Source organism: Porphyrobacter sp. YT40, assembly GCF_006542605.1.
GTDB lineage: Bacteria > Pseudomonadota > Alphaproteobacteria > Sphingomonadales > Sphingomonadaceae > Erythrobacter.
Genome location: NZ_CP041222.1, coordinates 449,033 through 473,438, shown reverse-complemented (window position 1 = coordinate 473,438; position 24,406 = coordinate 449,033). Strand labels below are relative to the sequence as shown.

Below are 24,406 nucleotides of genomic sequence, written 5' to 3'. Positions count from 1 at the left end.
AGTCCCCCCTCAGGCTGCCAAAGCATATTCGGCAAGCACGGTATCGACATCGCCGAACATGCGGGCGAGCACCAGCACGCGCTTCAACGCGTGGCCGATGGCAAGTTCGTCGGTAATCCCCATGCCGCCGTGCATCTGCACCGCCTCGCGCGCGATGGCGTCGACGTTTGCGCCGATATAGGCCTTGGCCCCGGCGGCAGCGCGCCGCCACTTTGCGGCATCGCTGCGGTCGGTCAATGCTGCACGGTAAAGCATTGAACGGGCTTGTTCTTCCTTGGCGTAGCAATCGACCAGCCGGTGCTGAAGCGCCTGAAAGGAACCGATGGCAACGCCAAACTGCTCGCGCTCCTTCACATACCGGAGCGTATCGTCGAGCAACCTCTGGCCGAGCCCGACCATCTCCGCCGCCGCATAGAGCCGCACGTCGGCAACGATGCTGTCAATCGCCGCCATATCCAGCGACAACCTTGCGCTCGCAGGCGTGCGGGTCAGCTTGATCTCTCCCGCAATGCTCCCGTCGGCGAGGCGATAGGCGCGCACTTCCAGCCCCGGCGCGTCCTTGGGCACGAGGAAGCACGCGGTCTCCCCGCCCAGATCGGCGGTGACGATGAACAGGTCGGCGAGCAATGCGCCCATCACCATCGTCTTCTCGCCGGTGAGGGCGAAGCCGTCTCCGGCAGCCTCGGCCTTCATGCCCTTGGCCGTGAGGCTGTAGCGCTGGCCTCTTTCCGTCCACGCGAGGGTGGCGACGGCCTCACCCGAAAGAACGCTCTCCAGCACATCGCCTGCACCCCCACGCTCTAGCAGCAGCGCAGGCAGGATGCCGTGTTCGAGCAGCGGATCGGGCGCATTGGCCTTGCCAATCGCTTCGCACACCAGTGCCAGATCGACCGCCGAGCCACCCATGCCGCCCGCCTCTTCACCGGCTGCCAGCGCGATCAGGCCCATTCCCGCGAGTTCCTGCCAGCGCGTGCGGTCATAGCCGGTAGGCGAGAGGCGCAGCCGCCGCCGCCACTCGACATCGACCGGCGCGGCGAAGCGCTCGACCGAGCTCACGAACATTTCCTGCTCTTCGGACAGGTCGAAATTCATGCGTTCAGGCTTTCCGGGTGAAAGTGATCGGCAGGTGCGTGACCCCGCGCAGCAGGATGTTGGGGAGAATGCGGATCGCGTTCTCGTCCGCCACCGCGAAGTTATCGAGCCGCTCCAAAAGCTCGTCGAAGGCGACCAGCATTTCCTTGCGGCTCAGCATGTTGCCCACGCACATATGCGGGCCCTTGCCGAAGCTGAGGTGCGTGCGGGCATTGGCGCGCTCGATGTCGAAGCGGTCGGGATCGGGGAATTTTGCTGGATCGCGGTTGGCCGCCGCATAGCGCAGCTGCATCACAGCGCCCGCCGGGATCGCCATGCCGCCGAGCTCGGTGTCCTGCTTGACGATCCGCCACATCCCCGCGGTCGGGGTTTCGTAGCGCAGCGCTTCCTCGACGAGGTTCATGATCACCTTGGGATCGCGCCCGCCCGCCGCCGCCTTGGCCTTCGCCATCTGGTCGGGGTTGCGGATCAGCTGGAGAAGGCCCCCGGCGAGCGTCGAGGTGGTGGTTTCATTCCCCGCCACCATGAACTGCTGCATCAGCGACATGATCTCCGCATCTTCGAGCGGCGTCTCGCCCTCGATCCGGGCTTCGACCAGATCGGTAAGCAGGTCATTGCCGCCATTCGCCTTGCGGTCGTCGATCAACCCCTTGATATAGTGCTGGAACTCGACGAGACTGCGCGCGCATTCGAGCTTGCGCTCGTGGTCGACCATCTGGCTGAAGCGGTCGACCGCCGCGTCCGACCAGCGCTTCACGCGCTTGGGATCGTCCTCCAGACCGATCTGCCCGGCGATCATCGCGACGGGGAGCGGCACGCCGAATTCCTCGACGAATTCACAATGCCCCCGGTCGGCGAAGGCTTCGATGAGAGCGATGGATTTCTGCCGCATGTCGGCTTCGATCGCGTTCACGCGCGGGGCCGAGAAGGCGAGGTTCACCAGCTTGCGATTGCGCGTGTGCACCGGATGGTCGGCGGTGAGCAGGGTCGGCAGGTCGGGCCAGCCTTCCGCGAGAATGGCCTGAATCTCCGCGTCCGCCTCTCGCCCCATCAGCGCGGTGAAATCGTTCGAGAAGACCTCCGGTTTGGCCGCCGCCTCACTGCACAGCTCGTAGGAATAGACGACCCAGGTGTTCATGCCCTCGAGGTGCTCGATCGCGATCCCGGCCTCGTGGATGGCGCGGTAATAGTCGAATGGATCGACCAGCGTTTCGGGCGCGAAAACGTTGCCTTCGGGCTTGTTCATGTCAGGCGGCTCCAGACCCCTTGGAAGTATGGCACAAGCCTAGCCATGACCGCCCCCCGGATGCGATGCGCGTTTGTGTTAGGGTTGCCGGGCGCACATCATGCCGGCGCGAATTCGCGTTGGAATTCGGCCATGTCGAAATAGTCGCGCCACGCGGCGATCTGGCCTTCAGCGTTCAGTTCGAAAGTGCCCATCACGCGGATCGCGGCGCGGCGCCCATCCTTAAAGGTGAAGCCGTCGGTGCGCTCGGTCAGAACTGTGTTGCCATTGGCGGCGATGGCGTGGGTCTGCCAGTCGCATCCTTCGAGATCGGCGAGGAAGCCGGTGATCATCGCGCGCATCGCGGTGGTGCCGTGAACCGGCTCCATCGGGATGTTGTGATAGATGATGTCCTCGGCGCACAGCGCGAGCAGACCCTCGATATCGCAGGCGTTCCAATGGCCGATGAAGGCCTCGACGGTTTCCCGGGGCGTCATGAGGCTTCTCCTGTCAGGCGATCTTGAGGATCATCTTGCCGTCGTTCGTCCCCGCGAACAGCCGCATGAAGCTGTCGAAGGCGTTCTCCAGCCCCTCGTCGATGTGCTCGTCGATGGTGAGGCGCCCTTGCGCGGCCCACACGCCCATTTGCTGCGCCCCCTCGGCGAAACGGGGGACGTAGTCGGCGACCAGCAACCCGCGGATCTGCGCGCGCTTGACGATCAGCTGCCACAGGTTGCGGATGCCGCGCGGCGCGGTGTTGTATTCGCTGATGAGCCCGCACAGGCCGACGCGCGAATGGAGGTTGAGGTTCATCAGCCCCGCATCGAGGATAATGCCGCCGACATTCTCGAAGATCACGTCGACGCCGTCGGGGCAGGCCTCGGCAATCGCCTTGGTCAGCGCGGCCTCATCCTTGCCGCGATAGTCGATGGCGGCATCGAAGCCGTATTTTTCGATCAGCCGCGCGCACTTGGCCGGGCCGCCCGCGATCCCGACCGCGCGGCAGCCGTGGATCTTGGCGAGCTGGCCGACCAGACTGCCAACCGCGCCCGCCGCGCCGCTGATTAGCACGGTCTCGCCCGCCTTGGGCTCGCACACCTCCAGAAAGCCGAAATAGGCCGTCATCCCGACCGCGCCGAAGATCGAAAGGTAGTTGGTGACGCTCGGCACCAGCGAGGGTTCGATCGGCTGTGTGAAGCCGCCCGCAACGCCGATGGAATAATCCTCCAGCGCGTTGAGCCCCATCACCCATTGCCCCGGCGCGAACCCTTCCGCATGGCTTTCCTCGACCACGCCGATGGTGCTCGCCCGCACCGGAACGCCGAGCGGGATCGGCGGCATGTAGTTGCCTTCCGCATCCATCCAGCCGCGCATCGCCGGATCGAGCGAGGCGTAATGGTTGCGGATCAGGAACTGGCCCTCTTCCAGCGCGGGGGTGGCCTCGGAGACGAGTTCGAAATCGTCGCGAACCGGGGTTCCGTCAGGGCGGCGCTGGAGCAGGAAGCGGCGGTTTGTGGGCATTCGGATAATCTCCATTCCCGTTCGCCCTGAGCTTGTCGAAGGGCCGCACTTTTTGTCGTAAGAAAGAACGGGGCTTCGACAGGCTCAGCCCGAACGGATTCAGGGGTGGTTTCTCAAGCGGGTTTGAGCTTCACAGGAATGGCGCTTTGCAGGCTCTGTCCGGTGATCGGATCGTAATCGACCACCTCGCTCACCAGCCGGTTGGTGGAGGAACCGCGTTCCCGCACGTCCTCCTTGGTCGCATCGGCATCGCCATAGGCGTGCGCCATCGACACGATCCCGCGCCGCACCTTGTCGCTCGCTTTCACGACGCCGTGGATCGTGGCGTGCGGCGAGGTGATCGCGACCAGCCCGCCTTCCTCCAGCCCCAAGGCGGCAATGTCGTCGGGGTGGATGAAGGCCGGGTTGGTGGTGGTCTTGGCCTGCAGCTTCTTGAGCGGGTGGCCGATCGAGTTGAACCGCGTCTTCGAGCGGCGACTGATCAGGCGGAAGTCAAAGCCCGACTTGCTCGCCGGATTGGCGGCATATCTGAGAATCTCGGCAGGCATCGCGCCCACTGCAAGATCGAAGCGGTGGAACTCGCTTTCATCGAGCGGTTCGACCAGCGGATGCGCCTCGGGATAGACCATCGCCGCGCCGCCGTGCGCCTGACAATCCCTGCGAACGTCGCTTGGCCGCTTGAGGCTGCCCGCGACCATCAGGTCTAGGAACTCCTGCTTGCCGGGTTTGCGGTCTATCGGCAGCGGCCCGCCGCACAGCACCATCATCAGACCCAAGTGATGCGCGAGCGTCCAGAACATCTCGTATTCGTCGATGCAGTCTCCCGGCGCCTGCACCACCGCTTCGGTATAGCGGGCATAGGGCTCCTCGTGCCACCATTCGGACAGGTTGGTGATGTCCTCGCGCTCGAGGCATTGCGAGGGCGCGAGCACCACCGTGGCGCGCTTGGCGCTGGCGCTCATCCACGGGTCGATCTGCACGAACAGCTCGAGATCATCCAATGCGCGCACCATCTTGGCCTGATCGGGGAAGCCCACCACCGGATTGCCGCCGACCGAAATCAGCGCGCGCACCTGGCCCTCGCCGGGGGTGAGGATTTCGTCAGCCAGCACGTTGCAGGGCATCTCCCAGCCGAGATGCCCGAGCCCGCGGAAGCGCGACTTGGGCATCCCATCCGCGCCGAACATCGGCACCGGCGGGGCGACCTGCGCGCGGCGCGCGGTCTGGTAGGGGCTGAACACGCCGGGGATCGCGGCCTTCTCGCCCTCCTGCTTGAAGCGCGCGCAAATGGTGTTGAGGCAAGTGACGAGATATTCGGTCAGCGTGCCGTTGCCCGCCATTTCCGGGCCGGTGCCGGTGGTGGCGCAACCCTTGGAACCGCCCGCAAACATCCGCGCGGCGGCGATCAGCTGTTCCGTGTCGAGCCCCGCGCGCTCGGCAGCGACTTCGGGCGGGAAAGCCTTCACCGCCTCGGCCAACTCGTCGAACCCGTCGACATGGGCCGCGACGAAATTGCGGTCGTAGAGGCCTTCCGAGATGATCACGTTGAGCATCCCCGCCAGCATCGCCGGGTCCTCGCCCGGCTCTACGGGAAGGTAGATGTCGGCGAGCCGTGCGACATCGCTCTCGCGCGGGTCGGCGACGATCAGCTTAAGGCCCGCCGCCTTCTGGTCGCGGATGCGGCGCGAGGGGCTGAAGGGCGGCACCCCGCCGACGGGCGCGTAGTGCGAGACGATCGGGTTGTTGCCGATGAACAGCGCCACGTCGCTCTCCGAGAACGTGTTCGGCCCCGCCATCCACTTGCCGTAGCGCGCGGTGGTGAACACCTTGGCGGGCTGATCGAGCGTCACCGAGGTGTAGAAATTGCGGCTCCCCAAGGCTTGCGCGAAGGAGAGCGAGGCGGCCATCGCGGCGGAGTTCTGGAAGCCCCCCGAACCCATGAAAACGGCGACCGAATGGGGCCCGTGCTCGTCGATGATGCGGCGTAGCTCGGACGCCACATGGGCGAGCGCTTCGGACATCGGAGTCGAGACGAATTCGCCGTCCGCGTTCCGCACGAGGCTGTGATGCAACCGGTTCTCGGAGTTGTGGCTGTCGGGCAGCTCGCGGCCCTTCATGCAGGTGTAGCCGCCATAGGCCGGATCGTCGGGATCGCCGCGCACCTCGATCACTTTCCCGTCGGCGACGTCCACCTCCATCGCGCAATTGGCATGGCAGAAACGGCAGAAGGTCTTGTGAGTCTCGGCGCCCATCGTCTCTCTCCTTGAGGGCGGCAAACTACCACAGGGGGCAGGGGGCTCGACTGATACTTTTGTCCGTGGAGAGGCGGGGCGCGCGCCCGCAATAGGGCATGAACGCCAAGGAGAGACCCATGCCGACCACCACCCGCCAATGGCTCTTGAACGGACACCCGCGCGGTCGCGGCATCGAGATCGACAACGACTTCAAGCTGGCCACGGTTGATCTGCCCGATCCCGGGCCGGGCGAGATGCTCTTGAAGACCCATTATCTCGGCTTCGATCCGGCGCAGAAGGGCTGGATGGAGAACATCGCCGATTACGTTGCGCCCATGAACATCGGCGACGTGATGCGCGGCAGCGGGATTGCCGAGGTCGTCGCCAGCAACCGCGGGCGCTTTGCCGTGGGCGATCTGGTGTTCGGCACCACCGGCTGGACCGAATATCTCGTCACCGACGGCAAGGAGTTGACCAAGGTCGAAACCGACCTGTCGCCCACCGCCGTGCTCTCGGTGCTGGGGACGACCGGGCTGACCGCCTATTGCGGGCTGTTCAAAGTGGGCAAACCCGCGGCTGGCGATACCGTGCTCGTAAGCGGCGCGGCGGGTGCGACGGGGAGCATCGTCGGCCAGCTCGCCAAGATCGCCGGGTGCCGCGTGGTCGGCATCGCGGGCGGGCCGGACAAGTGCGACTGGCTCGTCAAGGAAGCGGGCTACGACGCCGCTATCGACTACAAGGCGGGCCGCGTGAAGGAGCAGATCCGCGAGCTGTGTCCGCGCGGCGTGGACGTGATCTACGACAATGTCGGCGGCAAGATTTTAAACGACATGCTCGCCTGCATTGCCACCGGCGCGCGCGTGGTGATCTGCGGCGGGATCAGCCGCTACGAGACCGGGAGCCTGCCCGCCGGGCCCGAAAACTACTTCAACCTCGTCTTCCGGCGCGGCACCATGGCGGGCTTCATCGTGCTCGACTGGGCGAGCGAATTCCCCGGCATCCGCAAGCGGCTCGAGGGCTTCGTCAAGGATGGTTCGCTGAAATATCAGGAGGACATCCAGCACGGCTTCGACAACGCGCCGCAGACGTTGCAGCGGCTGTTCGCGGGGCTCAATCGCGGCAAGCAATTGTTGAAATTGTAGAAGGATTACCCCTCCGACAGCCCTGCGGGCTGCCACCTCCCCATTGCTTCGCAACGGGGAGGGACACAAGACCACAAGTAGCGAAGCGATAGGCCGACCAAAAAAGGTCTCTCCCCGTTCGGCACGAATGGGGAGGTGGCACCGCGAAGCGGTGACGGAGGAGTCAGCCCCTGAGGTCCTTTGGCCGGTTCACATTCATCAGCGGCGCGGCCAACTCGACCCGTCGCGCCGCCACATGATCGGCGAAGCGATAGAGCGAACGGCCTCCGCTTGCGAGGAAGGCCGCCAGCGCCGCCCCCGCCTCGACCGGCCACAGTCCGACCACCGGCTGGCTTTCGACAATCGCCGCGCCTTCTCCCGCGAGCATCGCCGCCAGATCATGCGGCAGGTCAGGCACATCGACCCCGGCAGACAGCACATGGCTGAACCCGCCCGCCTCCGCATGACGCAGCGCCGCCGCGAGTCCGCCCAAGGGGCCGAGCCCGGCTTCGGGCCAGTCGGGAATGCAGGCGAAGCCGGCTTCCTCACGCCCGCAGACAACGACGCTTTCGCACTGGGCAGCCAGCGCTGCCGCGACCCGGTCGATCAGCCGCACGCCCTGATAGAGCGCCTGCGCCTTGTCGCTGCCGAACCGCCGCGCCTGTCCGCCGGCGAGGATCGCGCCGAGCAGCTTCAGTCGAAAGCCTCTGTCGCATTGCCCTCGGCGTTGTAGACCGGGCCTTCCGCATCCACGCGGTACTTGCGGCTGACCGCGGCGGTGATGCCGAACTTGCCGATGTGATCGCGCATCCCGGTATAGGCCGGGTCGCGGAAATGGGCGGCGAGGTCTTCCTCGCTTTCCCATTCCTCGAACACGTTGACCCGCGCCGGGTTCATCGAACAGGCGCTCCAGTCGTAGTGGATGCAGCCCTTCTCCGCGAGCGCCGCCTCGATATGCGGGCGGGCGGTGCGCAGGGCTTCCTCGCGCTGGGCGGGATCGAGGTCGATCTGCGCGGAAATGACGATCTTGGCCATGAGCTTACCCTTCCACTCCGAATTCGGCGACGATCCTGAAGGTGCGGCTGGTGAACAGCCATTTCCCGTCCACCTTCGCCAGCGTGTCTTCGTAAAGCCCGCCGACATGGCGCGCCTTGCCCTCCTTGGGCTTCAGGATTTCCTGCGTCTGGACGCGGGCGCGGGCGGTGTCGCCGGTGACCTCGATCATGCAGGGCACGCAGTGGAAGCTGACCGCCTTCAGCCCGCTCATCGCCCCGTTCCAGAAGGCGACGATCGCGTCCCTGCCCTTGGTCTGGTGGCCCATCAGATCCCAGTCGGCATCCTCGGCCCAGACCGATCCCCAGGTCTCGGCGTCGAAGCGCACCACGCCGTCGGCGTAGATGCCGTTGAGTTCGACGATCGCGACGCGATCTTCCAGCGGTCCGGTAAACATGGCGGATCTCCCCTTGCTCTGCCGCCGCTATCAGGCGCGCGCACGGCGCGAACAATGCCCACTTTTGGGAAGGGGGGTGCCGCGCCTCGCCGTGTTACTCCCTCGCCCGAGAGGAGAGGTTGGATGGGACAACTCGAAGGCAAGAGCGCGGTCATTCTCGGCGCGGCATCCGAAGGCAACATGGGCCAGACCATCGCCCGCCTGTTCGCCGGGCAAGGCGCGAAGGTGATGGTGGCGGGCCGCAAGGAAGCCCCGCTGGCCGCACTCGCCGAGGAGATCGGCGGGGCTTATGCCCTGTGCGACATCACCAGCAAATCCGAGGTAAATGCCATGGCCGACACGGCCGCCGCTACCTTCGGCCGGGTCGACATCGCGATCAACACCACCGGCTGGGGCCTGCTGGCCTCGATGCTGGAGATCACCGACGAACAGCTCGACCGGATCGTCGACCTGCAGTTCAAGGGCGTGCATTACTTCCTGCAAGCCTTCGTGCGGGTGATGAGCGCGCAGGCCCCGACCGGCGGATCGCTGATCAGCCTGTCCTCCGCCACCACCAAGGCGCTGATCCCCAACCACGCCGCCTATATCGGCACCAAGCGCGGGAGCGAGGCCTTGATCGAGTGTGTCGCCAATGATTTCGGGCACTTGGGCATCAAGGCCAACACCGTCTCCCCCGCCTTTACCGACAGCCCGATGACGCATGACAGCTTTCAGGTGCCCGGTCTCGTCGATGCCTTCCTGCCGCGCTATCCGATGGGGCGCTTGAACACGGTCGAGGATGTCGCCCACGCCTGCCTGTGGCTGTGCACCGACACGGCCTTCATCACGGGGCAGAACATCCAGCCCAATGGCGGGCTCACCCTGCGCGGCAATCCGCAGGCGCGCGATATCGAGGCGGCGGTGGGCGCGGCGATGGCGAAGTTGCAGGGCTAGCCAATGTTCCTGCAATGTTTCACCTGAAACATTGCGCGCACCTCAATACTGCGCCGTGCCCCCGTCGACAGAGATTTGCGCGCCGGTGATCCCCGCGCCCGCCTTGCTCGCCAGCAGCACCGCAACCGCGGCGATTTCCTCGACCTCGTTGGGGCGCTTGATCGCGGCCTCGCTGGCGAACAGCGCGATCATCTCTTCCAGTTCAATCCCCATCGCCTTGGCGGTGGCCGGGCCGTTGTTCCTGATGATGTCGGTGATGACGAGGCCGGGGCAGATGGCGTTCACGGTGACGCCCTGCGCCCCGACTTCGCGCGCAAGGCTCTTGGTCATGCCGTTCACCGCGTGCTTGGCAGCGCTGTAAGCTGTCAGCACCGGCTTGCCGTGCTTGCCCTCCATGCTGGAGATATTGATGATCCGCCCGTCCTGCTTTTCGAGCATCACCGGCAGCGCGCGCCGGGTGGCCCAGAAGGTCGAATAGACATTCCACTTCATCGCCTCGTCGAAGGCATGGTCGGACAGGTTCACAAGCGGCTGCAAATCGCCTGCGCCCCCGGCATTGTTGACGAGGATGTCGAGCGTGCCGAAATGCGCGATGGTCTGGTCGATGAAGCCTTCGAGATCGGGCTGGCTCATCACGTCGCCCGCGATGAAGATCGCGCGGTCCCCGGCTCCGAGCTCTTCCAGCACCTTCGCGCCCTTGTCCGCGTTGCGCGCGAACAGCGCGACCTTGGCACCTTCTTCGAGGAACGCTTCGGCGATCCCGCGCCCCATGCCTGCCGTGCCCCCGGTGATCGCGGCGATCTTGCCTTCGAGTTTCATCGTGCTCCCTCCCCCTTGTTGGGCCGCCATGCCTCAGTTCACCGCCCGGTCTTTCCCCGCCCAATAGGGCGCGCGCAATTCGCGGCGCAGGATCTTGCCCGATGGGTTTCTCGGCAGAGCCGGGATAAAATCGACCGATTTGGGGCACTTGTATCCCGCGATCAGCGTGCGGGCGTGGACGATGAGTTCGGCCTCGCTCAAGTCCTCGCCTGCCTTCACCACCACGCAGGCCTTCACCGCTTCGCCCCACTTGGCGTCGGGCACGCCGATCACCGCGACATCGGCGACCTTGGGGTGCGAATAGAGTGCGTTCTCGACCTCGGCCGGGTAGACGTTCTCGCCGCCCGAGATGATCATGTCCTTCACCCGGTCGTGGATGTAGAGATAGCCATCCTCGTCGAGGTATCCCGCATCGCCGGTGCGCAGCCAGCCTTCGGCGTCGATGGTGGCGGCGGTGGCATCGGGGTTGTTCCAGTAACCGCGCATGTTCTTGTTTGAGCGCGTGGCGATTTCGCCCACGGTGCCTGCCGGAACCGCGTTCCCCGCCTCGTCGATCACCTTGATCTCGACCCCCGCTAGCGGCTTGCCGACACTCCGCATCCGCACGCTGCCTTCGGGCACGTGATCCTCGGGATCGAGCGCCACGATGGTGCCGCTGGTCTCGGTCATGCCGTACATCTGCACAAAGCCGCAGCCCATCACCCGGATCGCCTCGCGCATCAGTTCGAGCGGGATGGGGGAGGCGCCGTAGGTGACGTATTTGAGGCGGCTGAAATCGACCTCGCCCACGCGAGGGTGGTTGAGCAGGATCTGCAGCGCTGCGGGCACCAGAAAGATCTTCGAGATGTTGTAGTTCTGGATCAGGTCCAGCGCCCTGGTCGGATCGTACTCGGGCAGGACAATCGCGTTGGTGCCCGCCACCATCGTCCCGATGCCGGTTCCGGTGCCGCTGATATGGAAGCACGGCATGGCGAGCAGGGTTACGTCGCCCGGGATCGGTTCCTGCCATGCGCGCATCTGATCGCCCGCCGCCGTGCCGTCGCGGCTGGAGAGGAGCGAACCGTGGGTGATCACCGCGCCCTTGGGCTTGCCGGTGGTGCCCGAGGTGTAGAGCTGGAGCGCGTCGTCGTCCGCCCGCACCCGGTGCGCGGGGGGCTTGGCGGGGAAACCGTCGCGCCACGTGCGGTAATCGGTGCCGCGAAAATCGGGGGCGTCGATGCCGATCACCTGTTCGACATGGGGGCAATCGGCGCGGATCTGTTCGAGCACCTCGGCAAAGCCCTCACCGACGAACACCACGCGCGCGCGGCTGTTGTCGAGCACATAGGCGACCTCGGGCGCAGCAAGGCGCCAGTTGACCGGGGTCATCACCGCGCCGATGCGGTTCGCGCCCAGAAAGGCCTCGAAATAGAGCGGGTGGTTCTTGCCGAGGAAGGCGACCCGGTCGCCCGGCTTCACTCCCAGCGCGGCGAGCGCATTGGCCGCCCGGTCGGCCCCAGCATCGAGTTCGGCGAAGCTGATGTCCTCCTGCCCGTAGGTGAAGGCGATCACGCTCCCCTGAGTGCGGGCGTGCTCGCGCACGACCTCGCAAAAGGACTCTGCGGCCAATGCTGTGTTCTCTCCCATGTGCGCGGGGATAAACCTTGCGCTCCGGGCTGTCATTCACACATTTCATAGCAGCGCTGGCGCAAAGCGGCGTTAGGCTGGCGCGATGGCTGTTGCTTCAGGCTTTGAGCCCGCGGATTTCTCGCCGGGCTTTCTCGATCATGGCGGGCCTTACTATCTCGGGCCTGTGGTGGAGGGCGTGCGGGTTGTAGGGCTTCTCATCTGCCCGCACCACATCAACTATCAGGACGCCGCGCATGGCGGGGTGATATCGACCTTCGCCGATGTGGCGCTGTCCCACTCGGTGTATGATGCCGAGCGGCCTCGCCTCGTGCCCTCGACGGTGACGCTGACGGTCAACTACCTCGCTGGAGCGCGGCTGGGCGACTGGCTCGAAGCGCGCGTCCGGATCGACCGGCTGGGCGGGCGGACGGCCTACACTTCGGGCGGGATCTGGCGCGGGGAGGAACAGGTTGCGACAATGAGCGGGGTATTTGCAATTCGGCGGTAGTGTCCCCCTCCCGCTTTCGGGAGGGGCTAGGGGTGGGAGCGAGCGAAGCGAGACCTGCTACAGGCCCACCCCCGACCCCTCCCGCAAGCGGGAGGGGGGATCAGCCCAGCCACGCCTTGACCGCCGCCGTCGCAGGATCGCGCTCGTCGTGGTATCCCGCTGCGCCCTCGGGGGTATCCGAAAGGTCGACGCCTTCCGCCACCCGGAACTCGCGCCAGTCATAAAGCCCTGTGCGCTGGGCGATGCGCCATTCGCCGCCCCGTTTCTCGAAGCGGTCGACATAGCGCCCTGCGACCACCGCCGAATAGATCACGCCCTTGTCCGGGAACACCGCCGCCAGCGGGTAGCCAGGGGGGATGGTGTGCATCGCGGTCATGTAGGTTTCGGTGTGGCAAGTGTCCGGCCCGTCGAAGCCGAAGATCGTCTGGCCAAGCTGGTGCTGCGTGGCGAGGCAGGGGTCGATAACCGCGCGCGCCTGCTCGACGAAGCCGCGCCAGTCCCCCTCGATCACCCCGAAGCGGAAGGTCGCGTCAGGGTGGAACAGGCGTTCCATCATCTCCCAGCGCCGCCGGTCGATCGCATGGGCATAGGCGGCGAGAATGTCGCGGATCGCCTCGCGGTCTTCGAGGGTGCCTGTCATGGTTCCAGCTCCACGATCACCTTGCCGATATTTCCGCCGGTGAACAGCCTTGCATAGGCGGTGAGGGTGTTTTCGAGGCCCGTCGTCACGTCATAGGGCATCACCAGATCGCCCGCCTCGTGCCAGCGACGCAGCCGCTCGGTCAGCGCGGGGCCTTCGTGCATGAAGTCGGGCGAGAAGAACCCCTCGATCCTGAGCCGCCGCATCAGCACCTGATCGAACTCGCGCGGGGTGGTGCGGGTGCCGCCGGTGTAGTCGGCCAGCAGGCCGCACACCGCGATGCGGCCATAGTGGTTCATGCGGGTGAGCACCTGATCCAGCAAGCCGCCCCCGACATTGTCGAAATAGACATCGAAGCCGCCCGCTGCATCGAGCTGCGCCCCCACGTCCCCCGCCTTGTAATTGATCGCGCCTGCAATTCGCAATTCGCCGGTGAGGAACGCGCACTTTGCCGCTCCCCCCGCAAGGCCCCATGCCTCGCAGCCCAGTAGCCCGGCGATCTGCACCGCGAGGACGCCTGTCGCTCCCGCCGCGGCGGAGACCAGCACGCGCTCGCCGGGCTTCGCGGCGCCGGTGCGCTCGATGCCCCACAGCGCGGTCCAGCCGTTCATGCCGAGCGGGCCGAACCATGCGCGCCGGTCGGGCACAGTGGGATCGAGCTTCAGCGCGCCCGACATCACCGCATCGACCGTGCTGACTTCCCCCCACTGCCCGAAGGCGCGCACCAGATCACCCGGGGCAAAGCCAGCGGCGCGGCTCTCGGTCACCTCGCCCAGCACCAGCCCCGTCATCGGAATACCGAGCGGCAACGGCGGCTGATAACCGTCCTCACGATCGGTCAGCCACAGCCGGGTGCCTGCATCCATCGAGAGGTGCGAATTGCGGATGCGGATTTCGCCCTCGGCGAGCGGCCCAAGCGGGGCCTCGACCAGTTCCAGCGCGCTGGAGAAATCGGTTCCCTCGGGGCGGCGCGCGATGCGCCAGAAGCGGTTCTGCATCGCCGCACTGTCCGGCGCGCGCGCCGCTACGGCAACCCCGCCTTTTCGCTAGGGGCCGATGGCGCCCGGCTATCACTTTGGCGCGGTGCGGGGGCGCGGGGGCCTTCCTAGTCTTGCCCCCACAGGAACATGAGAGAGGAAGGCAGATGGCACTTATCACGGTTATCGGCGCGAGCGGCAGGCAGGGCCTCGCACAGGTGCGTCAGGCGCTCGCCGCCGGATACGACGTGCGCGCGATCTCGCGCCGCCCCGATGCGCTGGAGGGCGCGCCGGTCGAGGGGGTGGAGCGGGTCGAGGTGCGGCCGATGGACCTCTACGACACCGCCACCTTCAAGGACGCGCTCGAGGGCAGCGACTACATCTTCTACACCCACCCCCTGCAAGCGCGCGCCGACCGCGCCTACCTCGTCGGCGAAGTCGGCAAGGTCGCCGCGCATCTGGGTGTCAAGCGCGTGGTGTGGAACACCTCGAGCTGGATTCCCGACAAGCCCGGCGATCCCTTCACCTATGGCGAGAACACTCGCGGCATCAACGCGCTGTGGCGCTCGGGCGCGCCGGGGACGGTGTTCGGATCGGTGCTGTTCATGGACAACCTGCTGACCAACTGGGCGCGGCCCTTCATCGTCAATGAGGGACGCTATGTGTACCCGCACAACCCGAACCTCGAAGCCAACTGGATCAGCCTCGACGATGTCGCGCGCTTCATGCTGGCCAGCCTCGAGCGGCCCGACATGGAAGGCGCCTGGCTCAATATCGGCGGGCCGGAACGGCTGGTGGGCAAGCAGGTGACGCAATACCTGTCGGACGCGCTGGGCAGGGAGATCAAGTACGATCCCTGCACCCCGGAGGAATTCGGCCGCTATCTGGTCGAGGCGGCGGGCGACACCATGCCCCCCGAAATGCGCGCCGACTTCGCCAAGGGCATCCAGGCCTTCTACGAATACAACAACGAAGCCCCGACCAAGCCCTTCGCGGTCGACATGGACCATGTCTACGAACGCTTCCCCGAACTCGAAGGCAAGCTCGAGCCGATGAGCGCATGGACCAAGCGGCAGGAGTGGGGCGAGAGCAATTATCGCCCCGCCTTCGGGTAGAGCCGCATCGCCATCCCCTCCTAGGCGGGGGTGAAGCTGGCTTGATCCACCACGGCAAGCTGCAACGAACGGAACACGGCTCTGCATCATTGCGTGTTGACACCGGTGTCTTTCGTATAAACAATGGCCCCCGGATGGCAGCCTGCACACCAAGAAGGCAGGCTGCATGGAGAGAGGTTGGCCGGTCATGGTCTTGCGACGTCGCAGAGAATTGGTGCGCCTGACGCTCGGTGCCGTTGCTGCCGGTGCGGCGCTTGCCGTCGGCCTCGCCCATGCGGCGCCAGCATCGGAGTCGCGCTTGCCGCAGCTCCATTCGGCCAAGAGCGGCGGGCCCGATTTCAGCTATGCGGGCTACCGCTTCGGGCTGGCCCCTCTGCCCGACACGCAGGGGACGGTGATCGAGGCGACCGCGCATGGCGTGATCCCCGATGACGGGAAAGACGATGCCAAGGCGCTGCTGCGCGCCATCGCGGCGGCCGATGTGATCGACGGCAAGGTCACGGTGCAACTGCCCAAGGGGCGCATCCAGATCGGCGAGGTGATCCCGCTGGAGCGCAGCAATTTCGTCCTGCGCGGCGCGGGCTCCGGCGCGGAGGGCACCGAGCTTTACTTTCCCCGCCCGCTCAAGATCGTCGACGATCCGGCCCGGCAGGAAGAGCTGCGCGGCTATCTCAAGCACGAGAACAAGTACGAGGTCATCCCCGATCAGAACATCAATTTCCTGTTCAGCGAATATAGCTGGTCGGGGGGATTCCTGCTGGTGGGACCGAAGGCGGATCGCCCCGTGTCCTACGATCCCGCGCGCGACCGCCGCACGCCGGTGCTGGCCGATCCGGTTTCGGGCCAGCAGTTCGGCCAGATGATCCGGGTGAAGGACGCCTCGCGCCTCTCGGTGGGGCAGGTGGTGCAGGTGCAGTGGTATTCGGTCGATGGGGCCGACAGCGCGATTTTGCGGTCAATGTATGGCGATCTGTCGGCGTGGAACGGCAGCGCTGCCGGGGCCGCTGCGCCGCTCACGATCGGCTCGCACCACTGGACCTTCGTCAACCGCCCGGTGGTGGCGCAGCCGACGCGGATCACCGCGATCAGGGGCAACACCGTCACCATCGGCGATCCGCTGCTGCATGGCATTTCGGCCGGACAACCCGCCGTGCTGGCCGCGTGGGAGCATCTCGAAGAGGTCGGGATCGAGGCAATGAAGCTGACCTTCCCGGACAATCCCTGGTACGGGCACCATCTGGAGGCGGGCTTCAACGGCATCTATCTCACCGGCCTGTTCGATGGCTGGGTGCGCGATGTCGAAATCCGCAATGCCGACAGCGGTATCCTGACCGACAATGCCGGCTCGCTCACCATCGACGCAGTGCGCACTGCCGGCGAGCACAAGGCGCATTACACCGTCCATGTCGGCGCGGTGCACAATGTGCTGGTACGCGATCTGGTGGTCGAGAATCCGGCGGTTCACCCGGTCAGCGTCAATACCCGGTCGACCCGCTCGGTGTTCCTGCGCGCCGATGTGCGGCGCGATGCGATCATCGATCAGCATTCGGGCTCGAACCATCAGAACCTGTTCGACCAATTGACCATGCATGTCGCGCCGCGCAGCACTGCGGATGGCTGGACCTGGCGGCTGTGGAGGGGTGGGGGCGCACCCTATTGGAAGCCGGGCCACGGACTGTTCAACACCCACTGGAACATCCGGCTGGTGTTCCCGGACAGCGTGCCGGAGAAGGCCGAGGTGACCATCACCAGCGGGCTCGAAGGGCCGGGCGCGCGGATTGTCGGGCTGCATGGCAATCGGCGGGTGACGCTCGATTACCGGCCGACGCCCCATGTCGAAATGCTGAACGCGGCGGTGGCCTCTGCCCCCTCGCTTTACGAATACCAGTTACGCCGGCGGCGTGCGCCAAGGCGCTGATACGTCGAAGAAAAACATATAGGGCGCGCCCCGCACAATGGGGTGGGGCCAGAGCAATTGACACCGGTGACATTATTCGTCATGCTGCGTGTCGGAGAGGGAGTTGAGGGGTCCGATGAGCCATCACGGGGGCATTGCGCGGACATTTGTCGATGCGCGGCAGCGCGATGCCGTGCTGCGCGCCTATCCCGGCCCCATGCCGCAATCGCTGGCTGAAGCCTACCAGATCCAGGCCGAAGCGATTGCCTATGCGGGCCGCACGGTGGGTGGCTGGAAGCTTGGCCGGATTCGCTGGCCCGAAGCGGGCGTATTCGGGGCCGAGCGTCTCGCCGGGCCGATCTTCAGTGACGCGATCTCCTTTCCGGAAAGCGCCGATCCGGTCGCGATGCAGGTGCTGACCGGCTTCGCCGCGGTCGAGGCGGAAATCCTCCTGCGCCTCTCGGCGCCGCCGCCGCCCGACATCTCGGTCGAGGATGCGCGCGATTTCGTCGATCAGGTGCACTTCGGGATCGAGGTCGCGTCCTCGCCCTTCGTCGGGATCAACCAGAACGGGCCGGCGGTGACCGTCTCCGACTTCGGCAACAATTTCGGACTGGTGGTCGGGCCGCTCATCCCCGATGCCAAGGTGCCGGGTGGGCTGGATCGCCCCGTGGCGCTCGCGATCGACGGGGTCACGATCGGCGAGGGGCTGGTCGCCGACATGCTCGACGGGCCGTTCGGCTCGCTCGCCTTCCTCGCGCGCCTTATGGCAGAGCGCGGAATGTCGCTTGAAGCGGGGCAGTGGATTTCGAGCGGAGCGATCACCGGGGTGCATCCGGTGCGGCATGGTCAGCACGTGCGGGCGACCTTCGGCGATGAGATCGCGATCGAATGTGTCACCACCCCCGCGCTGCTGCCCGAGGGTGCGCGATGACTGCCGCGGGACTTGCTGCTTCCGCGGCGACGGGGCTGCAGGGCGTCCGGGCGGCGGCCGGGCGCTATCGCTGGCTGATCGTGGCGCTGCTGTTTCTGGCCACCACGGTCAATTACATCGACCGCACGATGCTCGGCCTGCTCAAGCCCGAACTCGCGCGCGAACTCGGCTGGGCCGAGGATGATTACGGCAACATCGTCACCGCCTTCCAGTTCGCCTACGCCTTCGGCTTCCTGTTCATGGGCTGGCTGATCGACAAGGTCGGCCCGCGCATCGGCTATGCCATCGCCATCGGCATCTGGACGGTCGGCCATGCCGCGCACGGTTTCGCCAGCTCGATCATCGCCTTCATGTCGGCGCGCGTGGTGCTGGGCGTGGGCGAGGCGGGGCATTTTCCCTCGGTGGTCAGGGCGAGCAGCGAATGGTTCCCGCAGAAGGAACGCGCCTACGCGATCGGCTGGGTCAACTCCGCGACCACCATCGGCGTGATCCTGACCGCGCCGACGCTGTGGCTGTGCATGGAAGTGCTGGGCTGGGGCTGGCGCGAGACGTTCATCTACACCGGGCTGTTCGGCGTGGCGCTCGCGACGATCTGGTGGTCGGTCTATTCCGCCCCGCGCCAGAGCGGCCGGGTGAGCGAGGCCGAGCTGGCCTGGATCGAGCACGATCCGCCCGAATCGGTCGAACAGATCGGCTGGGGCGCCCTGATCGGCAAGCGCGAGGCCTGGGCCTTCGCGCTCGGCAAGTTCCTGACCGACCCGGTCTGGTTCCTTATGCTGTTCTGGCTGCCGAGCTATTTCAGCTCGACCTACAATGTCGATCTCAAGGTGGTGTTGCTGCCGATGATCGCGATGTATCTGCTGTCGGACGTCGGCAGCATCGCCGGGGGTTGGCTGTCCTCGCGGTTGATCCAGCGCGGCCGGTCGGTCAACTTCGCGCGCAAGGTCACGATGCTGTGCGCGGGCGCCTGCGTGATCCCGCTGCTGTTCGTCTCGGGCCTCGAAAACATGTGGCTGGCGGTGCTGCTGATCGGGCTGGCACTGGCCGGGCATCAGGCCTTTTCGACCAACCTCCTGTCCCTGCCGCCCGATATGTTTCCCAAGCGCGCGGTCGGCTCCGTCATCGGGCTCGGCGGGTTCATGGGCGGGATCGGCGGGATGATCATGGCGAAGTCGACCGGGCTGGTGCTCGATGCCACCGGCGGCGACTATTCGATCATCTTCGCGATCTGCACCACGGTCTATTTCGCCGCCGTTCTGGCAATCCACATTCTGTCACCAAAGCTTGCTCGCGCCACAATGTAACACCTTGAAGATCATCAGCAACGCACCTTGATCAATGGCATAACACGGTGATGACACCGGTATCAAAACAGGGAGAGTGAAATGCGCAACTCAATCAGACTGATGAGCTCGGTCGCTTGCCTCGCGGTCATGATCGCGGCTCCGGCTCGGGCCCAGTCCCAGCAACCGGACGATCCGGCTCAGGTCGATACCGATGCGGATGAGATCAACAGCAATGACATCATCGTCTCGGGCATTCGCGATTCGCTGCGCAAGGCCGCGCAGGTCAAGCGCGATGCCGATCAGGTGCTCGATGTGATCACCGCCGAGGATGTCGGCAAGCTGCCCGACGACAACGTCGCCGAAGCGCTCCAGCGCGTTACCGGGGTGCAGATCACCCGCGTGTTCGGCGAAGGTCAGGCGGTCAACATCCGCGGCCTGCAACAAGTGCGCGTCGAAGTCGATGGACGGACGCTGCTGGGCTGGTCGGGCCGGGTCTCGCCCCCGGAAAACGACAATCTCGGGCGCTCTTCGGGCCTCGATGCCGTGCCGTCCTCGCTGTTCGGGCGGCTGGAGGTCGCCAAGTCCTCGATCGCCAGCCAGGTCGAAGGCGGCCTCGGCGGGACGGTGAACCTCAAGACCCCCAAGCCATTCGATTTCCGCAAGCCGACGATCTCGCTGAGCGCGCGCGGCACCTATTCCGACGAGTCCGAGGAATTCGAACCGGCTTTTCAGGGTCTTGTCACCACCACTTTCGGCGCAGACGACCAGTTCGGCATCCTGCTGTCGGGCGAATACCAGAAGCGCACCTCGCAGCTGCAACTGTTCGAACGCAACAACTTCCTCCAGCGCAACAATGGCGATGCGACCGCGACCAACCGCCTCGCGCCCTTGCAGCTGCAATATGAAAACGTGCTGATCGACCGTACCCGCTGGGGGGTCAGCGGGGCGATCCAGTGGAAGCCGACCGACAACCTGACGCTGACCGCCGATGCGCTCTATTCGCGCGTCGCCAACGAGCGTTTGAATCAGGCGGTGACCTTCGTTCTGCCGACCAACCAGAACCTCAACTTCCGCAATCCGGTGTATCAGGAATTCGACGGGTTCCAGTACATCGTCGCGGCCGAGGCGACCGGGCGGGTGCGCGTGCAGAACCAGCACCGCAGCGATCCGACCGACAACCTGCTGGTGGGCTTCAACGCCGCCTATGACAGCGATGCCGGAATCACCATCGATGTCGACGCCTATTATTCGCGCGGCACCCTGCGGCAGGAAATCGAGGTCGTGGTGCTCGATACGCCGAGCAACATCATCGGTACTTTCGATTTTCGCGATGGCACGGTGCCGAGCCTCAGCCTTGCGCGCCCGGCGGGCACGCCGTTCAGCCTGAGCGATCCCGGCGTCTACAACTACCCCACCTCGGGCAACCTGACGCTGCGCGCCAACCAGCTTCCCGGCAATCTCGAGGAATATGCCGCGCGGGTCGATTTCGGGTTCGACGTTACCGATGGTTTCGTCATCACCACCGGGGTGCGCTACGTCGATCTGCGCGCCGACCAGACCTCGTTCCGCAGCCGCGGCCTTGCAACCCGTGCCGAATTGACGCCGTTCCTTGTGCCAGGCGATCCCAATTTCCTCGGCAGCATTCCGGGCGATTTCCCGCGCGAATTCGCGACCTTCTTCCCCGATCGCGATTTCCTGCTGGACCGCGTGCTGACCAGCGAGCCGGGCGATGGGCCGATGGGCTTCGCACGTAACGCGCCGCGCGATTTCGACCTGCAGGAGCAGACCTACACCGGCTATGTCATGGGCAATGCCGAATTCGAACTGTTCGGCAGGCCTGCCAAGTTCAACGCCGGGGTGCGCGTGAGCCTGACCGATTTCGAGGCCAACACTCTCACCATGCTGCCGGGCAATCTGCTGGTGCCGACGCGCGATACCAACAGCTTCACCAACGTGCTGCCCAGCGCCAATCTTGTCGTCAATGTAACCGACGACTTTCTGGTGCGCATCGCGGGGTCGCAGACGATGCAGCGCGCGGGCCTAGCCGATCTGGCGCCCAGCACCTTCATCAATCCCACCAACCTCACCTCGGGTGGGGGCAACGCCGATCTCACGCCGCCGATCTCGACCAACTTCGACATCTCGTTCGAATATTATACCGGTGGATCGAACCTGATTTCGGCGGCGGTGTTCTACAAGGATGTGAAGGATGCGATCTCGGTCGGCACGATTCAGGAAGACGTGCTGTTCGAGAACACGCTGCTGACCGTGCAGACCTCGCGCCCGTTCAACATCGCCAGCGCCAAGGTGAAGGGCTTCGAGGCCGGGATCACGCAGTTCCTCGATTTCCTGCCCTCGCCGCTCGACGGGCTGGGCGTGATCGCCAACTACACCTTCGCCGATAGCGAGGACAGTTCGGGGTTCCCGCTGGTGGCAACATCGCGGCACAGTTACAACCTCGTCGCGCTCTACGAGAAGGGCCCGGTCTCGGCCCGTGTCGCCTATAACTGGCGCGATGATGCGGTGTTCGAATTCACGCAAGGGCGGCCCGACGTGATCGCCGCCAACGCGCAGCTCGATGCGCAGATCGGTTTCGACCTGATGAAGGGCGTGACTCTGCAACTGCTCGGCCAGAACCTGCTGCCGCGGGAGTCCGCTACGGTCGAGATCAGCAACTTCAATCCCATCGCCCTCAACAGCTACGCCCTGTCGGAGCGTCGCCTGTCGATTGGCGTGCGGGCGAAGTTCTGATCGCCGAGGGCATCAGCGGGATGGCGGGCGAAACCCCGTCGTCCCGCCGCTACCGGTTGATGGGTTGAGTGAAATTAGGACGGCGGTTTACCCGCCGAATTTCAGGCTCGAAAAAGTCACGCTGCAATCGCCGCTGGCTTGCAGATAGCATCCGGCCTTGAAATAGACCTGCTTGCCTGCATCGTTCCAAAACCCGAAATCCTGATCGAAGGTCGCGCTGGCCGTGCCATAGGTTACGCGGATCTGACCGGCTTCGTTATAGGCGATATCGAGCGCTTCGAAGGTCTTGACGGCGGGGCCCAGCGGCACGAAGCGCGATTGGCCATCGCCTACTCCGAAGCGGTAGATCGCCCAGAGGTAATTCGCGTAGGTCTTGCCCTCGTGCTTGCGCGACGCGATTACCGCGACGCGCAGGATCGGCTTGCGTTCGCTCTCGCTGAAGACCTGCGCGATGGTGTAGCTGCTCGCCACCTTTGCGGTGCGGGCGAGCTTGACCTTGGACAGAAACCGGCGGGGCTGATCGCCGGCAAAGCTCTCCCCCCGAAGCTCGACCCGGTAGGAGGATTGCCCGCCGGTAAAGCCGAAATGCATGTTGCGATCGACAAGGTGCCAGTTGTCCGGGACATAGCGCCCGTCGAGCATCGCCTCCTTTTCGAGGCAGGCGGGCACCCCGGAGGACTCGCCGTCGGTGTCGATCTGAAGATAGCGGCTGCCCCTGAGAACATTGGCAAACTTCGGCTGGGAGCCGGGTGCCAATGCAGGATCGTCGGCGGCGGGGTTGCAGGCAAGCGGCTCGGCCTGTGCCGCCGAGGCCATCAACATGCCTGCGCCCAGCGCCACGGCGCGCAAGGTGCCTTTCATTGCAAGCATGGCTCTCTCCCGATTGACAATGCCGGGATGCTCGCAAGGAATGATACCGGTGTCAACACCGCTTGAGCGCTTCGACCCACGCGGATCACATGGCCGCGGCGCTGGCGTGAATGGCTACTCTGCGGCCTGCCGCTGTTCGGCGGCGAAGATCGCGACCAGATCCTCGTCGCTCGCACGGGTGAGGCGCTCGACCCATTGGTGAAAGACCTGCCCGCCCTTCTCGTTCTTGCCGAACAGCACTTCTTTCATCAGGCCCGAGGCGAGCGCCTGCTGCTGGCGCTTGCCGGTGGCGTAGTCTTCATCCCGCACCACCACTTCGAGGAAGTTGAACTGGTCGTGCGCGGCCTGGACCTGCTCGGGGGTCTCGGGCTGGTTTTCCATGACGTAGAACTGGGTGGTGGTGCTCTCGCCTACTTCCGCGCCGGGAAACAGCTGGCTGATCATCGCCCCGCGCTGGCCGCCGCCGTAGAAGCTGGCGATGGAGATATGCGGGAAGATCGTCCACACGCCCTGCACCAGCACCTCCTGCGGCAGGTCGTCGTCGGCCATGGCGGCGAGGTCCATCTGCTGGTCATCATCCCCCTGCACCTTGATCGCGAACTGCGACGGGGTGGAAAGGTGCTGGTGCGGGCCGAAGGCGAAGTAATTGGCGCGGTTGTAGAAATCCGCGCCGAAGGTATCCTTGTGCAGCACCGGCAAATGGTAGAAATCGAGATAGCCGTCATACGCCGTCTTCCAGTTCGGCCCAGCAAGCGTGCGCTGGGCGAACAGGGTCCAGCCCTCGAATTCGAAGGCCTTGAGCAGCGCGTCATAGCCGCACAGATAGTCGGCGATGGACAGCTTCGAATGCGGGTCGAGCGTCACCCAGATCAATCCCGCGCTTTCATAGACCGGGAATTTGGTGAGGCAGTGCTGGCTCTTGTCGATACGCCCGAAATCCTGCGGGCTGGCGATGCCAATCAGGTCGCCGTCGGCCTTGAAGGTCCAGCCGTGATAGCCGCAAGTAAAGCGGCTGGCATTGCCGCAGCCGGCGGCCAGCGGATTGCCCCGGTGCGTGCACATGTTGAGGAAGGCGCCCATGCTGCCGTCCTTCTGGCGGCTCAGCAGCAGTGGCACGCCGCAGATATCCATCGCCTTGAAGTCGCCGGGATTGGGAAGCTCGCACGAAGGCGCGACCATCAGCGGCAGGCGGCGGAAGATCTTGCGCTTCTCCTCCTCGAACACATCGGGATCGGTATAGGCGCTGGCCGGAATGCGAACCACGTCGTCCGCATATTCCATCGTGTCCGCCGCGCCGTGGGCGACCAGATTGCGGGTCATTTCGACCAGCGTTTCGCGTGACATTGCCGTTTCTCCCAGGATGTCGTTTGCCGGTGAGCATCCGCTTTCGCTCCCGCAGCGGCAATGATCACTTTTGGCAAAGCG

At 65.2% G+C, this 24,406-nt stretch carries 22 protein-coding genes; 8 read left to right on the top strand and 14 right to left on the bottom strand.

The genetic code is table 11. The features are described 5' to 3' along the window. Positions 1–9: 9 nt before the first annotated feature. The 5 genes from E2E27_RS02155 to E2E27_RS02135 form a co-directional block, all read right to left on the bottom strand. Positions 10–1,092, bottom strand: coding sequence for an acyl-CoA dehydrogenase family protein (locus tag E2E27_RS02155; protein ID WP_141457478.1), 1,083 nt, complete (start codon positions 1,090–1,092; stop codon positions 10–12). A gap of 4 nt (positions 1,093–1,096) precedes the next feature. After that, complete coding sequence (locus tag E2E27_RS02150) at positions 1,097–2,338, bottom strand: cytochrome P450 (protein ID WP_141457477.1); 1,242 nt, start codon at positions 2,336–2,338, stop codon at positions 1,097–1,099. A 98-nt stretch (positions 2,339–2,436) separates the two neighbouring features. Next, on the bottom strand, positions 2,437–2,814 hold the full coding sequence (locus tag E2E27_RS02145; protein WP_141457476.1) for a nuclear transport factor 2 family protein: 378 nt from the start codon (positions 2,812–2,814) through the stop codon (positions 2,437–2,439). A gap of 13 nt (positions 2,815–2,827) precedes the next feature. Next, positions 2,828–3,838, bottom strand: a complete 1,011-nt coding sequence (locus tag E2E27_RS02140) for an NADP-dependent oxidoreductase (protein ID WP_141457475.1) — start codon at positions 3,836–3,838, stop codon at positions 2,828–2,830. A 113-nt stretch (positions 3,839–3,951) separates the two neighbouring features. Continuing rightward, on the bottom strand, positions 3,952–6,090 hold the full coding sequence (locus E2E27_RS02135) for a molybdopterin-containing oxidoreductase family protein (RefSeq protein ID WP_141457474.1): 2,139 nt from the start codon (positions 6,088–6,090) through the stop codon (positions 3,952–3,954). A 119-nt stretch (positions 6,091–6,209) separates the two neighbouring features. On the opposite strand from E2E27_RS02135, the gene E2E27_RS02130 reads away from it, so the two are divergent. Continuing rightward, on the top strand, positions 6,210–7,214 hold the full coding sequence (locus E2E27_RS02130; RefSeq protein WP_141457473.1) for an NADP-dependent oxidoreductase: 1,005 nt from the start codon (positions 6,210–6,212) through the stop codon (positions 7,212–7,214). 163 nt (positions 7,215–7,377) lie between these two features. On the opposite strand, the gene mobA is transcribed toward E2E27_RS02130, so the two are convergent. From mobA to E2E27_RS02115, 3 genes are read right to left on the bottom strand one after another with little or no spacing between them, the layout of a single operon-like run. Then, the gene (gene mobA / locus E2E27_RS02125; protein WP_353653641.1) at positions 7,378–7,872 is read right to left on the bottom strand and encodes a molybdenum cofactor guanylyltransferase; all 495 of its coding nucleotides are present in this window, start codon (positions 7,870–7,872) and stop codon (positions 7,378–7,380) included. 14 nt (positions 7,873–7,886) lie between these two features. Then, positions 7,887–8,228 carry a putative quinol monooxygenase gene (locus tag E2E27_RS18955; protein ID WP_234036147.1) on the bottom strand — a complete coding sequence of 114 codons (342 nt, stop codon included), beginning with the start codon at positions 8,226–8,228 and terminating at the stop codon, positions 7,887–7,889. Positions 8,229–8,232: 4 nt separating this feature from the next. Then, entirely contained in the window at positions 8,233–8,643 is a 411-nt protein-coding gene (locus E2E27_RS02115) for a nuclear transport factor 2 family protein (RefSeq protein ID WP_141457470.1), read from the bottom strand. 123 nt (positions 8,644–8,766) lie between these two features. Here E2E27_RS02115 and E2E27_RS02110 point away from each other — a divergent pair, with 123 nt between their 5' ends. Continuing rightward, on the top strand, positions 8,767–9,576 hold the full coding sequence (locus tag E2E27_RS02110) for an SDR family NAD(P)-dependent oxidoreductase (protein ID WP_141457469.1): 810 nt from the start codon (positions 8,767–8,769) through the stop codon (positions 9,574–9,576). Between the two features lie 42 nt (positions 9,577–9,618). Here E2E27_RS02110 and E2E27_RS02105 read toward each other — a convergent pair whose 3' ends face one another. Both E2E27_RS02105 and E2E27_RS02100 read right to left on the bottom strand, forming a co-directional pair. Beyond that, on the bottom strand, positions 9,619–10,395 hold the full coding sequence (locus E2E27_RS02105; RefSeq protein ID WP_141457468.1) for an SDR family NAD(P)-dependent oxidoreductase: 777 nt from the start codon (positions 10,393–10,395) through the stop codon (positions 9,619–9,621). 33 nt (positions 10,396–10,428) lie between these two features. Continuing rightward, entirely contained in the window at positions 10,429–12,021 is a 1,593-nt protein-coding gene (locus tag E2E27_RS02100; RefSeq protein ID WP_141457467.1) for a fatty acid--CoA ligase, read from the bottom strand. Positions 12,022–12,106: 85 nt separating this feature from the next. Here E2E27_RS02100 and E2E27_RS02095 point away from each other — a divergent pair, with 85 nt between their 5' ends. Continuing rightward, the gene (locus E2E27_RS02095; protein ID WP_141457466.1) at positions 12,107–12,511 is read left to right on the top strand and encodes a PaaI family thioesterase; all 405 of its coding nucleotides are present in this window, start codon (positions 12,107–12,109) and stop codon (positions 12,509–12,511) included. A gap of 100 nt (positions 12,512–12,611) precedes the next feature. On the opposite strand, the gene E2E27_RS02090 is transcribed toward E2E27_RS02095, so the two are convergent. Together E2E27_RS02090 and E2E27_RS02085 are read right to left on the bottom strand one after the other, a co-directional pair. Next, positions 12,612–13,151 (bottom strand): nuclear transport factor 2 family protein, encoded by a 540-nt coding sequence (locus E2E27_RS02090; RefSeq protein WP_141457465.1) that lies wholly within the window; start codon positions 13,149–13,151, stop codon positions 12,612–12,614. After that, positions 13,148–14,149, bottom strand: a complete 1,002-nt coding sequence (locus E2E27_RS02085) for an NADP-dependent oxidoreductase (RefSeq protein ID WP_141457464.1) — start codon at positions 14,147–14,149, stop codon at positions 13,148–13,150. The genes E2E27_RS02090 and E2E27_RS02085 overlap by 4 nt, the downstream gene beginning before the upstream one ends. Before the next feature lie 146 nt (positions 14,150–14,295). Between E2E27_RS02085 and E2E27_RS02080 the strand changes: the two genes are divergently transcribed. From E2E27_RS02080 to E2E27_RS02060, 5 genes are all read left to right on the top strand, one after another. Next, positions 14,296–15,243: an SDR family oxidoreductase gene (locus E2E27_RS02080; protein WP_141457463.1), complete on the top strand. Its 948-nt coding sequence runs from the start codon at positions 14,296–14,298 to the stop codon at positions 15,241–15,243. A gap of 214 nt (positions 15,244–15,457) precedes the next feature. Next, complete coding sequence (locus E2E27_RS02075) at positions 15,458–17,161, top strand: hypothetical protein (RefSeq protein WP_141457462.1); 1,704 nt, start codon at positions 15,458–15,460, stop codon at positions 17,159–17,161. A gap of 115 nt (positions 17,162–17,276) precedes the next feature. After that, positions 17,277–18,074, top strand: coding sequence for a 2-keto-4-pentenoate hydratase (locus tag E2E27_RS02070; RefSeq protein WP_141457461.1), 798 nt, complete (start codon positions 17,277–17,279; stop codon positions 18,072–18,074). Further along, complete coding sequence (locus E2E27_RS02065; protein WP_141457460.1) at positions 18,071–19,378, top strand: MFS transporter; 1,308 nt, start codon at positions 18,071–18,073, stop codon at positions 19,376–19,378. The genes E2E27_RS02070 and E2E27_RS02065 overlap by 4 nt, the downstream gene beginning before the upstream one ends. An 81-nt stretch (positions 19,379–19,459) precedes the next feature. Then, the gene (locus E2E27_RS02060) at positions 19,460–22,111 is read left to right on the top strand and encodes a TonB-dependent receptor (protein WP_141457459.1); all 2,652 of its coding nucleotides are present in this window, start codon (positions 19,460–19,462) and stop codon (positions 22,109–22,111) included. 87 nt (positions 22,112–22,198) lie between these two features. Here E2E27_RS02060 and E2E27_RS02055 read toward each other — a convergent pair whose 3' ends face one another. Further along, positions 22,199–22,981, bottom strand: coding sequence for a polysaccharide lyase family 7 protein (locus E2E27_RS02055; protein ID WP_141457458.1), 783 nt, complete (start codon positions 22,979–22,981; stop codon positions 22,199–22,201). 114 nt (positions 22,982–23,095) lie between these two features. Next, positions 23,096–24,325, bottom strand: a complete 1,230-nt coding sequence (locus E2E27_RS02050) for an aromatic ring-hydroxylating oxygenase subunit alpha (protein ID WP_181443524.1) — start codon at positions 24,323–24,325, stop codon at positions 23,096–23,098. Between the last annotated feature and the right edge of the window lie 81 nt (positions 24,326–24,406).

Coding starts and splice junctions, on each gene's coding strand:
- E2E27_RS02140 (WP_141457475.1), bottom strand. CDS start 3,838: ATGCCCACAAACCGCCGCTTCCTGCTCCAGCGCCGCCCTGACGGAACC.
- E2E27_RS02070 (WP_141457461.1), top strand. CDS start 17,277: ATGAGCCATCACGGGGGCATTGCGCGGACATTTGTCGATGCGCGGCAG.
- E2E27_RS02105 (WP_141457468.1), bottom strand. CDS start 10,395: ATGAAACTCGAAGGCAAGATCGCCGCGATCACCGGGGGCACGGCAGGC.
- E2E27_RS02100 (WP_141457467.1), bottom strand. CDS start 12,021: ATGGGAGAGAACACAGCATTGGCCGCAGAGTCCTTTTGCGAGGTCGTG.
- E2E27_RS18955 (WP_234036147.1), bottom strand. CDS start 8,228: ATGGCCAAGATCGTCATTTCCGCGCAGATCGACCTCGATCCCGCCCAG.
- E2E27_RS02085 (WP_141457464.1), bottom strand. CDS start 14,149: ATGCAGAACCGCTTCTGGCGCATCGCGCGCCGCCCCGAGGGAACCGAT.
- E2E27_RS02060 (WP_141457459.1), top strand. CDS start 19,460: ATGCGCAACTCAATCAGACTGATGAGCTCGGTCGCTTGCCTCGCGGTC.
- E2E27_RS02090 (WP_141457465.1), bottom strand. CDS start 13,151: ATGACAGGCACCCTCGAAGACCGCGAGGCGATCCGCGACATTCTCGCC.
- E2E27_RS02135 (WP_141457474.1), bottom strand. CDS start 6,090: ATGGGCGCCGAGACTCACAAGACCTTCTGCCGTTTCTGCCATGCCAAT.
- E2E27_RS02150 (WP_141457477.1), bottom strand. CDS start 2,338: ATGAACAAGCCCGAAGGCAACGTTTTCGCGCCCGAAACGCTGGTCGAT.
- E2E27_RS02130 (WP_141457473.1), top strand. CDS start 6,210: ATGCCGACCACCACCCGCCAATGGCTCTTGAACGGACACCCGCGCGGT.
- E2E27_RS02110 (WP_141457469.1), top strand. CDS start 8,767: ATGGGACAACTCGAAGGCAAGAGCGCGGTCATTCTCGGCGCGGCATCC.
- E2E27_RS02095 (WP_141457466.1), top strand. CDS start 12,107: ATGGCTGTTGCTTCAGGCTTTGAGCCCGCGGATTTCTCGCCGGGCTTT.
- E2E27_RS02065 (WP_141457460.1), top strand. CDS start 18,071: ATGACTGCCGCGGGACTTGCTGCTTCCGCGGCGACGGGGCTGCAGGGC.
- E2E27_RS02055 (WP_141457458.1), bottom strand. CDS start 22,981: ATGCTTGCAATGAAAGGCACCTTGCGCGCCGTGGCGCTGGGCGCAGGC.
- E2E27_RS02155 (WP_141457478.1), bottom strand. CDS start 1,092: ATGAATTTCGACCTGTCCGAAGAGCAGGAAATGTTCGTGAGCTCGGTC.
- E2E27_RS02145 (WP_141457476.1), bottom strand. CDS start 2,814: ATGACGCCCCGGGAAACCGTCGAGGCCTTCATCGGCCATTGGAACGCC.
- E2E27_RS02115 (WP_141457470.1), bottom strand. CDS start 8,643: ATGTTTACCGGACCGCTGGAAGATCGCGTCGCGATCGTCGAACTCAAC.
- E2E27_RS02050 (WP_181443524.1), bottom strand. CDS start 24,325: ATGTCACGCGAAACGCTGGTCGAAATGACCCGCAATCTGGTCGCCCAC.
- E2E27_RS02080 (WP_141457463.1), top strand. CDS start 14,296: ATGGCACTTATCACGGTTATCGGCGCGAGCGGCAGGCAGGGCCTCGCA.